Below are 13,226 nucleotides of genomic sequence, written 5' to 3' on the forward strand. Positions count from 1 at the left end.
GGCTCTCGGCCAGGGATCAGGCAAGCCCCTCGAACAATGCGGTCGACAGGTAGCGCTCGGCGAAGGATGGAATGATCACGACCATCTGCTTGCCTGCGTTCTCCGGGCGTGATCCGACCTCGATGGCGGCGGTGAGCGCGGCGCCTGAGGAAATGCCGACCGGCACGCCTTCCAGCCGAGCGACGAGGCGGGCATTCTCGAACGCCTTGTCATTGGAGACCGTGACCACTTCATCATAGACGTCGCGGTCCAGCACGCCGGGCGCGAAACCGGCGCCAATGCCCTGGATCTTGTGCGGGCCGGGCTGGCCGCCCGACAGGACGGGCGAGTCCACCGGTTCGACAGCGACAACCTTCAGCCCCGGCTTGCGGCTCTTCAGGACCTGGCCGGCCCCGGTAATGGTACCGCCGGTGCCGATGCCGGAGATGAAGATATCCACGCCGCCGGCGGTGTCGTTCCAGATTTCCTCGGCGGTGGTGCGGCGATGGATGTCCGGGTTGGCCGGGTTTTCGAACTGCTGCGGAATGACCGCATCCGGCAGGGCAGCGGCCAGTTCCTCTGCCTTGGCAATGGCGCCCTTCATGCCTTTCGGCCCTTCGGTCAGCACCAGTTCCGCACCGAAAAGGGCGAGCATCTTGCGCCGTTCGATGCTCATCGTTTCCGGCATGGTCAGGATCAGCCGGTACCCCTTGGCGGCGGCGGCGAAGGCCAGCGCAATGCCGGTATTGCCCGAGGTCGGTTCGACCAGAACCGTCTTGCCCGGGGCGATGCGGCCGTCTGCTTCCATCGCCTCGATCATGGCGACGCCGATCCGGTCCTTCACAGAGGCGATCGGATTGAAGAATTCGAGCTTGGCCAGGAGATCGGCCTTGATGCCCGTCTCGGCGGCGAATTTCGGCAGGCGGACCAGCGGCGTATTGCCGATGGTCTGGGTGATCGAATCGTAGATGCGGCCGCGGCCTTGCGTCCTGTCTGACATGGGTTTCCTCCGGATGCATTCATTGCCAGCCTAGGCGCATGGCGCGGCAAAGGCGAGTGCCCGGCACGCATGGCTTGTCCAGTGAAGGAAAATCCATTCCCGAATATGGGGAATTTCAGGAAATCTCTTCTACCGGACGAGAAATCCGCCGCGCAGGGGATCATCCTCTTCCACGATGAATTCCGCCTTGCCCGTATAGTGCGCGCGGCCGGAGACGCGGGCAATGATGGTTTCGCCGGCGGCATTGCGCTCCAGTGCAGCTATTTCGCCGGTGAAGCGGGAGCCGGTCACGCTTTCGAAGATGCGCTGTTGGCCGGGTCGTATCAGGCCGCGGGCATGCATGAGCGCAAGACGCGCGGTGACGCCTGAGCCCGTGGGCGAGCGGTCCACCTGGCGTTCGGCAAAGACGCAGATGTTGCGCGTCGGTTCCGGCGACCACGCATCGTGGCCATCGGTCAGGATCGTGCCATAGAGAAAGCCGAGGCGCGGGTCGTCCGGATGGCTGATCGCGGCAGAGGCGCGCAGCGCATCCGTGACGCGGGCAGCCGTATCGATGAAACGTGCGGCCGGATCGCGGCCGAATGCAAGGCCGAACTGCGCGGCATCGGCGACCGCGTAGAAAGCCCCGCCATAGGCAAGATCATAGCGTGCGGAGAAGCGTTCGCCGCCGGGCCAATCGATTTCGACGGTCTGGTCCAGTGCTGCGGCGAAGGCCGGCACGCTTTCGAAGGCGACGGCGCCGGGCCGGCCGTCCTCGATGGCGACAGAGACGGCCACCGGGCCGCAGGGGCACTCGATGACGAAGCGCGTGACCGGCGCGCTGATGGCAACCATGCCCTGATCGATGCACCAGCGGCCCAGCGCAATCGTTGCATGGCCGCACATGGTGGACCAGCCGGCATTGTGCATGAACAGGACGCCCAGAACCGCGCCCGGCACGGAGGGTTTCACGGGCAGCACGCCATACATGTCGAAATGGCCGCGCGGCTCCCACATCAGTTGCCTGCGCAGATGATCCTGCTGCGCCATGGCATGGGCGCGCTTGTCGAGGATGGTTGCACCCGGCACATCCGGCCAGCCGCCGGTGATGATGCGAACCGGCTCGCCGCCGGTATGCATGTCGGTAACGGCAAGCGCGGCCGCCATGTCAGTTCGTGCCCGTGGAGCCGAAGCCCCCGGCGCCGCGCGCCGTGTCTCCAAGATGGGTGCGTTCCTCAAGCACCGCGCGCGTGACCGGTGTGACGACCATCTGGGCGATGCGCATGTTCCGCTCGATGGTGAAGGGATCCTGGCCGAGATTGACGAGCAGCACCTTCACCTCGCCACGATAGTCGCTGTCGATCGTCCCCGGTGTGTTGAGGCAGGTGACCCCATGGCGAAATGCAAGCCCGGAGCGGGGACGCACCTGCGCCTCGAAGCCGGCGGGAATTTCCAGCGCCAGCCCGGTGGGCACAAGCGCGCGCGCGCCCGGCGAAAGCGTCAGCGGGGTATCGGCCGGCACGGCGGCGCGCAGATCCATTCCGGCAGCGCCATCGGTTTCATAAGCCGGCAAATCGATGCCTTGACCATGCGGGAGGCGGACCACGCCGACAACGGGATGCACCATCGCTTTCACACCTCGACCTTGTGGGACACGCGCTCGGCGCTGCCGAAAATGCGGATATAGTCATTGATGACCTGCCGGTCGCCGGTGGCCTTTTCCGGGTTGTCGGACAGTTTGACAGCCGGCTTGCCATTCGCCTCGGTGATCTTGCAGACCAGCGAAATGGCCTTGAGCTGTTCGTTGCGCTGCGGCGCGCAATCCTTGAAATCATTGGTCAGGTTGGTGCCCCAGCCGAAAGCCATGCGGACGCGGCCATGGAAATGGCGATGGGTCTTGATGATCGTGTCGGTGTCCAGCCCGTCGGAAAAGATCAGGATTTTTTCCTTCGGGTCACGGCCATGCGCACGCCACCATTCGACGATGCGCTCGCCGCCCTCGATCGGCGGGGCGCTGTCCGGACGAAACCCGGTCCAGTCGGCCACCCAGTCTGGCGCATCCCGCAGGAAGGCGGCAGTGCCGAAGGCGTCGGGCAGGACGATGAGCAGGTTGCCGCCATAAAGCTTGTTCCAGTCTGCCAGGACGCGATAGGGCGCGGTGCGTTTTTCCGCGTCCGTGTCGGCCAGGGCGGCATAGACCATGGGCAGTTCATGGGCATTGGTGCCGACGGCTTCGAGATCGCTGTCCATGGCAAGGAGCACGTTTGAGGTGCCGGAGAAGGCGTCGCCGATGCCTTCCTTAAGCGCCTGCACGCACCAGCGCTGCCACAGGAAGGAGTGACGGCGGCGCGTGCCGAAATCGGATATGCGCAGGTTCGGGAGGCGCTTCAGTTGCTCCGTCTTTTCCCACATCTTGGCCTTGGCGCGGGCATAGAGCACATCCAGCGCGAAGGGCCCCATGCCGCGCATCGCAGCTCGCGAGCGCAACTCGTTGATGATCGCGAGCGCCGGGATCTCCCACATGGTCGTCTCGGCCCAGGAACCGGTGAATTCCAGCTCGAACTGGCCGTCACGCACGGCAAGCTCGTAAGGCGGCAACCGGAAATGCTCGAACCACGACAGGAATTCCGGCTCGAAGATCTGCTTGCGGCCATAGAAGGTGTTGCCAGCCAGCCAGATCATCTCCTTCTTCGTCAGGGTCAGGGAGCGGGCGTGGTCGAGTTGTTCGCGCAATTCGTTGACGTCGATCTCGTCGGCCAGCCGCACGGACTGCTTGCGGTTGATGAGCGAGAACCGCACCTGGACGTCACGATGCATCTTCCAGATCATCTGCAGCATCAGCAGCTTGTAGAAGTCCGTATCCAGCAGGGAGCGAACGATGGGGTCCAGCTTCCACGTGTGGTCATAGACGCGTTTGGCGATATCGGTCGTCGTACCAGTCATGGCGCCCCTTCCTCCGAGCCAAGCGTGAAGTCTTAGGCGAGGGCGGGGCGCAAGCCAAGGGGGGCGCGCTCAATCGGTGAGTTTCAGCAGGAGATCCGTTTTCCAGAAAGCAGGGTCATCGCAATCGACCGCCGTAATGCGGTAGATTTCAGCCTGCGCAGCGGGAAACCGGCTTCCGGAGCTGCAAACCTCGTCCACGCTCAGCCCGCGGCCGCGCAGCCAGCCCGACACCATGCAGAAAGCATCGTAAAGCCGGTCATACGGGCCGGTAAGTGTCGCCATGACATAACGGCCGGCGGGTAATTCGCCCGCGTCTCAAGTTGATCGGTGGCGGCGTTCCAGCCGGCGTGAAAGCCCATCTCCTCGTGCTGGCGTCTGGCCGCGTCCGGCATGAAGGCATCGGTCATGGCCAGTCGCCGGCTTCCGTCACCTCAAGTCAGACGCCGGGATTTGGTATCCATGTCAAGAGCGTTCGGCCCCTTGTCCGATTTGGCATTTGGCATGGCGCCTTCGAATTGCTAAAAGCCCGGCCAATCGAGAGACCGGATAATCCCCACCCATGGCCGAGACAAACCAACAGGCGGTGGCACGCCGCCGCACCTTTGCGATCATCGCCCACCCGGACGCGGGCAAGACCACGCTGACGGAAAAGCTGCTGCTTTTCGGTGGCGCCATCCAGCTTGCCGGCGAGGTCAAGGCGAAGAAGAACCGCGTGCAAAGCCGCTCCGACTGGATGAAGATCGAGCGTGAGCGCGGCATTTCCGTCGTCACCTCGGTGATGACCTTTGAATACAAGGATTGCGTCTTCAACCTTCTCGACACGCCGGGCCACGAGGACTTCGCCGACGATACCTACCGCACGCTCTCGGCGGTGGATTCGGCCGTCATGGTCATCGACGCGGCCAAGGGCATCGAGCCGCGCACGCTGAAACTGTTCGAGGTCTGCCGGCTGCGCGATATTCCCATCGTCACTTTCGTCAACAAGATGGACCGGGAAAGCCGCGACCCGTTCGAGATCCTCGACGAGGTGGAACAGAAACTGGCGCTGGACACGGCGCCGGTGAACTGGCCGATCGGCCGCTCCAAGACCTTTTGCGGAACCTATGAACTGGCCAGCAATGCCGTGCGCGGCTCCGATGACGAGGTCGAGCGCACGCCGGTGAACGGCCCGCAGGCCGAAGCCGCCAGCGGCAAGCTGCCGGAAAACGAGCGCGATGCCTTCATCGAGGAAGTGGATCTCGCCCGCGAGGCCTGCAAGCCCTTCGACCGGCAGGCCTTTCGGGAAGGGCATCTGACGCCGGTCTATTTCGGCTCGGCGCTGAAGAACTTCGGCGTTCGCGACCTGATCGACGCGCTGGTGGATTACGGCCCTGCGCCGCGCGCCCAGGAGGCCGATATCCGCCGCGTAGAGGCGACCGAAGACAGGATGACCGCCTTCGTGTTCAAGATCCAGGCCAACATGGACCCCAACCACCGCGACCGCATCGCCTTCGCGCGCGTCTGCTCCGGCACGCTGTCGCGTGGCATGAAGGCCAAGCTGGTGCGCACGGGCAAGCCGATCACGCTGTCGGCACCGCAGTTCTTCTTTGCCTCGCAGCGCCAGCTGGCCGACGAGGCAAAGGCAGGCGACGTGGTCGGCATTCCCAACCACGGCACGTTGCGCATCGGCGACACGCTGACGGAAGGCGAGGATTTGCTGTTCCATGGCGTGCCGAACTTCGCGCCGGAAATCCTGCGCCGCGTGCGCCTGATGGACGCCATGAAGGGCAAGAAGCTGAACGAGGCGCTGCAACAGATGGCCGAGGAAGGCGTGGTGCAGCTTTTCAATCCCGAAGACGGCTCGCCCTCCATCGTCGGCGTCGTCGGCGCGCTGCAGATCGACGTGCTGCGTGAACGGCTGAAACAGGAATACCAGTTGCCGGTGGATTTCGAGCCGGCCCGCTTCTCGGTCTGCCGCTGGATGGAGGCGGAGAAGGGCGAACTGCAGCGTTTCATGGATGCCCATCGCGGCGACATCGCCCGCGATCTGGATGGCGATCCGGTCTTCCTGGCGCAGAACGCCTTTTCGCTGAACTATGAGGCGGAACGCTGGAAGGCCGTGACATTCAAGGCGGTCAAGGACTACCAGGTGCGCGCGGCTGCCTGAACCGCGTTTTCCAAAAAGAGAGAAGCCACGCGCCGGGACAAATTGGCGCGTGGCTTCCCCCTGAAAGCGGGGCGGGTCACCCCTCTCCGCATCAGGTTGCGCTGAAATAGCCCAATGATTGCGATATCAACAATATAGGCATTTCCCTAGGTTTCTCACGCCTGATCCGTGCTGCTAATAAGCATGCGGGGATGGGGCGCAGATGCGACTGTCAAGACAATTTGAAGGCTGGCTCGGTCTGGCTCAAGCCGATGGACATGACCCGGACCGGCTATGGTCGGCGCTGGAATCATGGCTGGCGCGGGAATATCAGGTGGATGGCATTTTCTATGGCGTCTATGCCGTGGGCGTCACGATAAAGGCGCTTGCCAACCTGCACGAAAAGTGTGTCTGGAAGTCGACCTTTCCCGAGAGCTTTCTGGAGGTCCTGGCCGGCGACCCGTTGACGCATGACCGCCTGGCCCAATGCTGCCTGCATCATCGGCGTATCTGCTTCTGGCATGACGAAAAGGTCTGGGTGGATGCGACGCCTGTCCAGAAGGAGCGGCGCGCGATCAACCGGCGTCACGGCATGGATGTCGGGGTCTCCGTGCCGCTCTTTTCCGGTTCCGGGCAGATCTGCGGCGGCTTCGGCTTGCGGCACAGTGCCCAGGATGCGGCAGCCTTCGACCGGCTTCTGGACGGGCGTTGCGACGATCTTGCTGAACAACTGGCCTGCTTCGACGCGCATTTCCGGCATCCCTTCGCCAAGACGTTCTTTGGTCTGTCGCGCCAGGAAATCCGGGTGCTTGCGCTGATCGCCAGCGGCATGACCGTGGCGCAGTGCGGCTACGAAATGAAGCTGTCGCCGAAGACGGCGGAAGCCTATCTCGCCGCCGCAAGACGCAAGACCCGTTCGCGCAGCACGGCGGAGGCGGTGGCCAAGGCTGTCTTCTTCCAGATGGTCTGATCGCAGCCGCGCAGAGCTTGCAAGACCGGTTCGCGGCCTTCTACCCGTGCCGTCGATGCTGCGTCGCACCGCCGCAGTCAAAATCGCTGCGCATTTTCAATATATCACTCAAGAACCATTTTCCCCGAACCAGACAAGGAGACGTGCTTCCATGGCGCTTCGTATCAACGACACCGTCCCGAACATCACCGTCGAGACCGACCAGGGTTCCTTTGCCCTGCATGACTTCATCGGCGACAGCTACGCCATCGTGTTTTCCCACCCGAAGGATTTCACCCCGGTCTGCACCACAGAGTTCGGTGCCGTCGCACAGCTCAAGGCCGAGTGGGAAAAGCGCGGCACGAAGGTGCTCGGCGTTTCGGTCGACAATGTCGAGGAACACAGGAAGTGGAAGGGCGACATCGAACAGGTCGCCAAGGCCGACGCCTTCTTCCCCATCGTCGCGGATACCGGCCTTGAACTGTCGAAGGCCTTCGACATGCTGCCGGCGGAAGCCTATCTGCCGGATGGCCGCACCCCGGCCGACACGGCCACGGTGCGTTCCGTCTTCATCATCGGCCCGGACAAGAAGGTGCGCCTGATGATGACCTACCCGATGTCGGTGGGCCGGAATTTCGCGGAAGTGCTGCGCGCGCTGGACGCCGTTATGGCGACCGATGGCGTGCCGATCGCCACGCCGGCCAACTGGACACCGGGCGAAGACGTGATCGTGGCGCTGTCACTGACCACCGAGCAGGCCAGGGAGAAATTCGGCGACGTGAATGTCGTGCTGCCCTATCTGCGCACGATCAAGGATCCGGCGGCCTGAGGCAGCCATTCTTCAACCTGACGAAGAACCCGGCGGCACACCCGCCGGGTTCCTGTTTCCCGGGGGTCTCAGAACGCCGCCTTCAGGCGAAGGCCGCCATCGAACGCCGTGTAATCATAGAACGGGTTGTTCGAGAACTGGCGCGTTGCCGAGAAGACTGCTTCCGGGCGCAACCGGCCAAGGCGGATATTGCGATGGCTGATACCGATCTGCGCCGACAAATACGTGTCCAACTGCTTTTGCGATGACAGTGGCGCATTGCCATCGTAGCGCCGCAGCAAGGCGGTGGCTCCGATGCTTGGCACGAAGCCGTTGGCAAAGGCATGTTCCCATTCGGCGCTGACACTGGCCTGATACGATTGTAGAACCGGGATGCGCGCGCCGTTGCGGGCTGCCGACACCGATAGCGTCACGCGGTCATCGGCGCCGATCATGCGCTCATGGGTCAATGACAGCGCGGCTTGCAGCCCGTCACGCGCATCATTGGCATAGTCGTGCCAGGCCAGGCTGCCGGTGAGGCGAAGCAGGCGTTGCGAATCGAGGGCATGGACCACGGCAAGGCGTGTTCCCGCGGCATGGCGGTAGGAGCTGGTTCCGGTCCACATGTGCTCGTAGAACGGGGTCAGCGAAACGCTCGTGCGGGCGCTGGCGGAATAGACGAAATCCATCTCGGCGCCGGCGACCGGGTGGAAGAGGTTTTCTGCCGTTTCATGGCGGAAACCGATCCTCAATCGTACCAGGGCCGAAAGACGTCCGCGAAAAAACAGCGGTTTGGTCGCGAAGGCATCGCCTCCGAACATGACGCCCGGTTTTGCCTGAGACTCCTCGCTGATGGACAGGAAGCCGATCCTGTCCTGCGATGTCTGGCGGACCGTGTTCGTCGATGGCGTCAATGTTCCGCTGACGGAGAAACGCCAGTCGCGATCCGGTTCGAGGGCCGCGGCATTGCGCAGCGCCAAGTCCTTCATCGGGCCGGGCGGGAGGCGCCGCGCTGCCCCGGCATAGAGATCGATGGCGCCCTGCCGGTTGCCGTCGCGCAGAAGGCAGCGCGCCCATGGCTCATAGGCATGGACAAATTCTGGAACGGCGCCTGCGGCCAGCCGCGCCAGCGGCACCGCCTTGTCGCACTCGCCGTTGCGGGCAAAGCGCGTGGCTGAGGCATAGGCGCGAAAGACATCGCCCTTGCCAAGGGCCGCATCGAGGGCGCGGGCGTGGGCGTCCGCCTCGCTCCAACGGCCGGCGGCAAGCGCCTCGTGAAGGGCACCGAAGCCGCTTGAAGCAGCCGAAGACGCATCAGCCTCTCCGGCTTTGGCGGAGACCGCCCCCAGGACAAGTGCTGCACACAGGATTCCAGTGATTTTGCGCACCGTGTCGGTCTCCGGCAGGACATGGGCCGCGCATCGGCGGCCCATGAGGGCAAGTGCGAAAGGCCGTTACTGCTTGGTGCCCTCGAAGACCACGACATCATATGTCGAGGCAGTGCCGCGCTGACCGGCACCGACGATCCCCGTCGCCCCGTCGCCGGTAAACATGCCGGCTGCCGCAAAGTCGCCTAGTCCGTCGGGATCTTCGGTCATGGTTCCGGTGCCGGTGAAACCGTTTCCGGAAATGGCGGCACTCAACGTGCCAACTTCATTTCCGGTGGCATCGCTGACAAACGATCCGGTCACGCTCTGCGCCGCGCCGAAGTCGGCCGTCGCGTTGAATGTCCCTTGGTCCACGCCGCCTCCGTCCAGGCGCAGGAAAGTGGCCGCGTATTCGCCCACGTAATCAGCTTTGGCAGTGGGCAGCTTGGCCGGATCGGTCGGCGTACCGCGAAGCAGGATATCGAACCGCTTGACGTCGGCACCCTCGCTCGTGTCGCCATAGGCCGGGCCGGTGCCAATGAAGGCGGCGCCCTGGTTGTCATTTCCCACACCGGCCATGACCAGCGCAAAGGCCGAACCCTGCACGATCGAGTCGGATTCCGATTCATGGGTCAGCTTGTAGCTGACACCGTCAATGACGAGGTTTTCGTCCTGCCCGTCCACGACAAGGCTAGGCGCCCCTTCGCCCCCCAGGCGGGACGCGTGAACCGGAATCTTGATCTCCTTCCCGTCCGCAGCGAAACTGAGCGTCGTGCTGTCGCCCAGCTTGTCGGCCACTGACGTGGAAAGCCCGGTTGGCGTCGACACGGTTTCGGTCGGCTTCGGGTCGCCGTCGCCTGCCGCGGGATCGGTGGACCCGGTCGTGACGGGCGACGTGGTCGAACAGGCCGGCAGAGCCAGAACGCCCGCACAGACAATCAGCGCATGAATGAATTTCGAATCCTGCATTTCCCTCTCCGTAAGATCGAAAACTTGAGCCTTCTTGTCTGCAAGTTGCATTTGTCGCTCAATACGGGAATTTTACGCTATTGATTGGGTCGTCTATTCTCGTATAAATTGAACGTGTGTGCGAGGGTCAGGGTTATTTGGTGATCACAAGTGGGGGCGGTGTAAGCAGGAGAGCCGGAGGGGACGCCGGATCTCAACTGGAGGCTGCCTGGGACAGGCTGGCCTTTGACCTGTCGCCCTTCGGCATTTCCAGCATGTTCTACGGGATCGTCCATGTCGGGTCATTGTTCGACCCCCCGGAAGGTCTGAGCCGCATTGCGATGTGGAAGACAAGCTATCCCGAAAGCTATCTCGGGTTCATTTCACACAAGGGCCTTCTGGCCGAGGACTACTCGGTGCGCCGCCTGTTCGAGACCGGCAAACCGGTTCTGTGGTCGGACGCCACCCTGTTCGACCAGATGAGGCCCGAGGAAAGAAGACGGTGGCGAAGGGATGACCTTCTCGGCTTCTCCACGGGTGTCAGCATTCCCGTGTTTGCCCATGGCAAGCGTCCTTGTGGCGGGTTCGGGCTTTGCGCCGGCGATACCGGTCCCGATGCGTTCGAAGCGATCTGGACACGGAATTCGCAAAACATGTGCGCACTGGTGACCGCCTTCGACCGGGACTACCGCCTTGCATTGGCACACTTGACCTTTCCGCTGTCACCGCGGGAGCAAGCCGTCCTGTCACTGGCAGCCGGCGGTCTGACAAGCGACCAGATGGCGCACCGTCTTGCCCTGTCGCGCAAGACGGTGGAGGCCTACCTGAATTCGGCGCGCCGGAAAATGCACGCGCCCAACACGACGGCGGCGGCCGCAAAGGCGATCTTCTTCAACCTGTTGTGAGACGCGCGGAGCCCGGTTGCCGGCAAGGATGGGAGCGCCAGGCCACGGAAACCGGTGCCCGGCGCCTGTGCACTCCGCTGCTTCCGCCGGGCTTCATTCGAAGCGGGCGCCCTCGCGGATGAAGGATCCGTTGCGCAGTTCCTTGAAGGCCTGCGCCAGTTCTTCCTGCGTGTTCATGACGATCGGCCCGTGCCATGCGACCGGCTCGCGGATCGGCTTGCCGGAGACCAGAAGGAAGCGCACGCCCTTCTCGCCGGCCTGCACGGTCACCTCGTCGCCGGTGTCGAAAATGACCAGCGTGCGGTTGCCCGACATGTCGCGCACATGCACCTCCTCGCCATTCACTTCCTTTTCCACCAGAACGCCAAACGGGTTCGACGCATCGCGGAAGGTCGCCGAGCCCTCGAAGATATAGGCGAAGGCATTGCGGTAGGTGTCGACCTTGAAGGTCTTGCGCATGCCGGCGGGCACGGTGATATCGAGATATTGGGGGTCGGCGGCAATGCCGTCCACGGGGCCGGACTTGCCCCAGAACTCCCCGACGATCACGCGCACCTTCGTCCCGTCATCATCGATGATTTCCGGAATGTCCCTTGCCTGGATATCCTGGTAGCGCGGGCTGGTCATCTTGCGGTCGGACGGCAGGTTGGCCCAGAGCTGGAATCCGTGCATCCGGCCGAAGGCATCGCCCCTCGGCATTTCCTGGTGCAGGATGCCGGAGCCGGCGGTCATCCACTGCACGGAGCCGGCGCCCAGCGTTCCGGCATTGCCCAGGCTGTCGGCATGGTCCACCGTGCCCGACAGGACGTAGGTGATGGTCTCGATGCCGCGATGCGGGTGCCAGGGGAAGCCCGCGGCATAATCTTCCGGGCGGTCGTTGCGGAAATCGTCCATCATGAGAAACGGATCGGTCAGCGACGGATCGCCGAAACCGAAGACGCGGTGGAGATGGACGCCGGCGCCTTCAAGCGTCGGACGTGTGCCGGAAAACTGACGGATCGGGCGAATGGACATGGCCTTGTCCTCCTTGTGACGATTGCGCCAAAGATATGCACGCGGATGGCGGGCGCAATGTGCGGTCAGGCAACGGATTGTTCAACGGTCGCAGGCAAGGCTTGTGGCAGGGCGAAATACTCTAGCAATGGTTCAACGGGCAGGGCCATGCTGCCGCCATGATCGCGCGTCTTTCTGCCCGGCGGCGTTGCGCCACGAAAATCGGAAGGGAACCGGAAACCATGCTGAGCCGCCTTGTCATATCCGCCGCGCTGTCCGCTCTCCTCGCCACACCTGCCCTTGCCGACGGCCGGCGACGCCACCAGGATGAAGGCCAGGTCTGGATGGCAGAACGCGTTTTCGTTTACCGCGCGGCAGACGGGAGCCTTCAGCAGAGCCAATGGCGGGTGGTCGAACGCACGCAGCAGCGCTGCCGGATTGCCGTGCAGCGCACGGATGCCAGGCTGAAGCGGCAGGCTGCCGGCGGCTTGCTGGAGTCCAAGCGCTTTACGCCCTGCCACCGGTCCGGACCCGGTCTTCGGTAAATTGAGCGGCGCGGGCATGTCCATCCCGCGCCGGCCGCTTTGGATATCAATAGCCACGCCGGCATTTCGGGCAGACGCCGCATTCCCTGTCGATCATGCAACTGACCGTCGGAATGTCCGGAGCGATCTCCGCAAGGTGCATCCGCACATCTTTCGCCGGCATGTCGCGAAGCGGCTCCACGATCCGGAAATCTGGCGCCACCGGCGCGACGATCTCCCGGATGGCCTTCACCGGAACGCCGATATCGTCCTTGTTGAACCCCAGGACGAGACCCTTCATGCCATGCTTGACCGCGTAGATCGCGGCATCGGCAACCATGAGGCTGTCCTCCAGGCTGTGAAAAAGTCCGACCTCTCCATCCCGCGTGGGATGTTCGCCAATTGTCCTCAGATTGATCGGCCGGTCGAGCGCCATCGCATTTGCAACCGCGATCTTGGTCTTGAAGGCGTTCATGCCCGTGTAGTGCAACAGGTGCCGCGCCGACTTGTGCCTGGCGAGAATGAGCGTGGAATCGGCACCGCCAGAATAAAGGACGAGAAAACCACTATAGTCCATGTGCATGCTCCATCATTCGAGCGATGCGGATAACGCTGCCAGGTCGCCACACCGCTTTTTCAGCCCCGACCCACTGATCGGTCAACGAGGGGCCAATGTCAGTGACGGAAGTCACTCATGGTTGTTTAA

The 13,226-nt window shown here is 63.3% G+C and carries 14 protein-coding genes; 4 read left to right on the plus strand and 10 right to left on the minus strand.

Annotated elements, in window-relative coordinates; translation table 11 throughout:
* Positions 1-16: 16 nt before the first annotated feature.
* The 5 genes from cysK to R3D65_RS07125 all read right to left on the minus strand — a co-directional run bounded on the left by cysK (position 17) and on the right by R3D65_RS07125 (position 4,183).
* Positions 17-979 (minus strand): cysteine synthase A, encoded by a 963-nt coding sequence (gene cysK / locus R3D65_RS07105; protein WP_371274522.1) that lies wholly within the window; start codon positions 977-979, stop codon positions 17-19.
* A gap of 129 nt (positions 980-1,108) precedes the next feature.
* The gene (locus tag R3D65_RS07110; RefSeq protein WP_371274523.1) at positions 1,109-2,125 is read right to left on the minus strand and encodes a proline racemase family protein; all 1,017 of its coding nucleotides are present in this window, start codon (positions 2,123-2,125) and stop codon (positions 1,109-1,111) included.
* 1 nt (position 2,126) lies between these two features.
* Positions 2,127-2,585, minus strand: a complete 459-nt coding sequence (gene dut, locus R3D65_RS07115) for a dUTP diphosphatase (RefSeq protein WP_371274524.1) — start codon at positions 2,583-2,585, stop codon at positions 2,127-2,129.
* 5 nt (positions 2,586-2,590) lie between these two features.
* The gene (pncB, locus tag R3D65_RS07120; RefSeq protein ID WP_371274525.1) at positions 2,591-3,901 is read right to left on the minus strand and encodes a nicotinate phosphoribosyltransferase; all 1,311 of its coding nucleotides are present in this window, start codon (positions 3,899-3,901) and stop codon (positions 2,591-2,593) included.
* Positions 3,902-3,970: 69 nt separating this feature from the next.
* Positions 3,971-4,183: a hypothetical protein gene (locus R3D65_RS07125; protein WP_371274526.1), complete on the minus strand. Its 213-nt coding sequence runs from the start codon at positions 4,181-4,183 to the stop codon at positions 3,971-3,973.
* Positions 4,184-4,460: 277 nt separating this feature from the next.
* Here R3D65_RS07125 and R3D65_RS07130 point away from each other — a divergent pair, with 277 nt between their 5' ends.
* The 3 genes from R3D65_RS07130 (at position 4,461) to R3D65_RS07140 (ending at position 7,804) form a co-directional block, all read left to right on the plus strand.
* Entirely contained in the window at positions 4,461-6,047 is a 1,587-nt protein-coding gene (locus R3D65_RS07130) for a peptide chain release factor 3 (RefSeq protein WP_371274527.1), read from the plus strand.
* A gap of 202 nt (positions 6,048-6,249) precedes the next feature.
* On the plus strand, positions 6,250-6,996 hold the full coding sequence (locus R3D65_RS07135) for a LuxR C-terminal-related transcriptional regulator (protein WP_371274528.1): 747 nt from the start codon (positions 6,250-6,252) through the stop codon (positions 6,994-6,996).
* 151 nt (positions 6,997-7,147) lie between these two features.
* Positions 7,148-7,804 (plus strand): peroxiredoxin, encoded by a 657-nt coding sequence (locus tag R3D65_RS07140; RefSeq protein ID WP_371274529.1) that lies wholly within the window; start codon positions 7,148-7,150, stop codon positions 7,802-7,804.
* Between the two features lie 68 nt (positions 7,805-7,872).
* On the opposite strand, the gene R3D65_RS07145 is transcribed toward R3D65_RS07140, so the two are convergent.
* The gene (locus tag R3D65_RS07145; protein ID WP_371274530.1) at positions 7,873-9,171 is read right to left on the minus strand and encodes a surface lipoprotein assembly modifier; all 1,299 of its coding nucleotides are present in this window, start codon (positions 9,169-9,171) and stop codon (positions 7,873-7,875) included.
* Between the two features lie 66 nt (positions 9,172-9,237).
* Positions 9,238-10,119 (minus strand): hypothetical protein, encoded by an 882-nt coding sequence (locus R3D65_RS07150; RefSeq protein ID WP_371274531.1) that lies wholly within the window; start codon positions 10,117-10,119, stop codon positions 9,238-9,240.
* 140 nt (positions 10,120-10,259) lie between these two features.
* Between R3D65_RS07150 and R3D65_RS07155 the strand changes: the two genes are divergently transcribed.
* Positions 10,260-11,003 (plus strand): LuxR C-terminal-related transcriptional regulator, encoded by a 744-nt coding sequence (locus R3D65_RS07155; RefSeq protein WP_371274532.1) that lies wholly within the window; start codon positions 10,260-10,262, stop codon positions 11,001-11,003.
* Positions 11,004-11,096: 93 nt separating this feature from the next.
* Here the strand turns inward: R3D65_RS07155 and R3D65_RS07160 are convergent, their stop codons facing one another.
* From R3D65_RS07160 to R3D65_RS07170, 3 genes are all read right to left on the minus strand, one after another.
* Positions 11,097-12,017: a pirin family protein gene (locus R3D65_RS07160; protein ID WP_371274533.1), complete on the minus strand. Its 921-nt coding sequence runs from the start codon at positions 12,015-12,017 to the stop codon at positions 11,097-11,099.
* A 65-nt stretch (positions 12,018-12,082) separates the two neighbouring features.
* Complete coding sequence (locus R3D65_RS07165) at positions 12,083-12,598, minus strand: hypothetical protein (RefSeq protein WP_371274534.1); 516 nt, start codon at positions 12,596-12,598, stop codon at positions 12,083-12,085.
* Positions 12,588-13,097: a hypothetical protein gene (locus R3D65_RS07170; RefSeq protein ID WP_371274535.1), complete on the minus strand. Its 510-nt coding sequence runs from the start codon at positions 13,095-13,097 to the stop codon at positions 12,588-12,590. Before R3D65_RS07170 ends, R3D65_RS07165 begins: the two co-directional genes overlap by 11 nt.
* Positions 13,098-13,226: the final 129 nt, after the last annotated feature.

Source organism: Zhengella sp., assembly GCF_041397485.1.
GTDB lineage: Bacteria > Pseudomonadota > Alphaproteobacteria > Rhizobiales > Rhizobiaceae > Zhengella.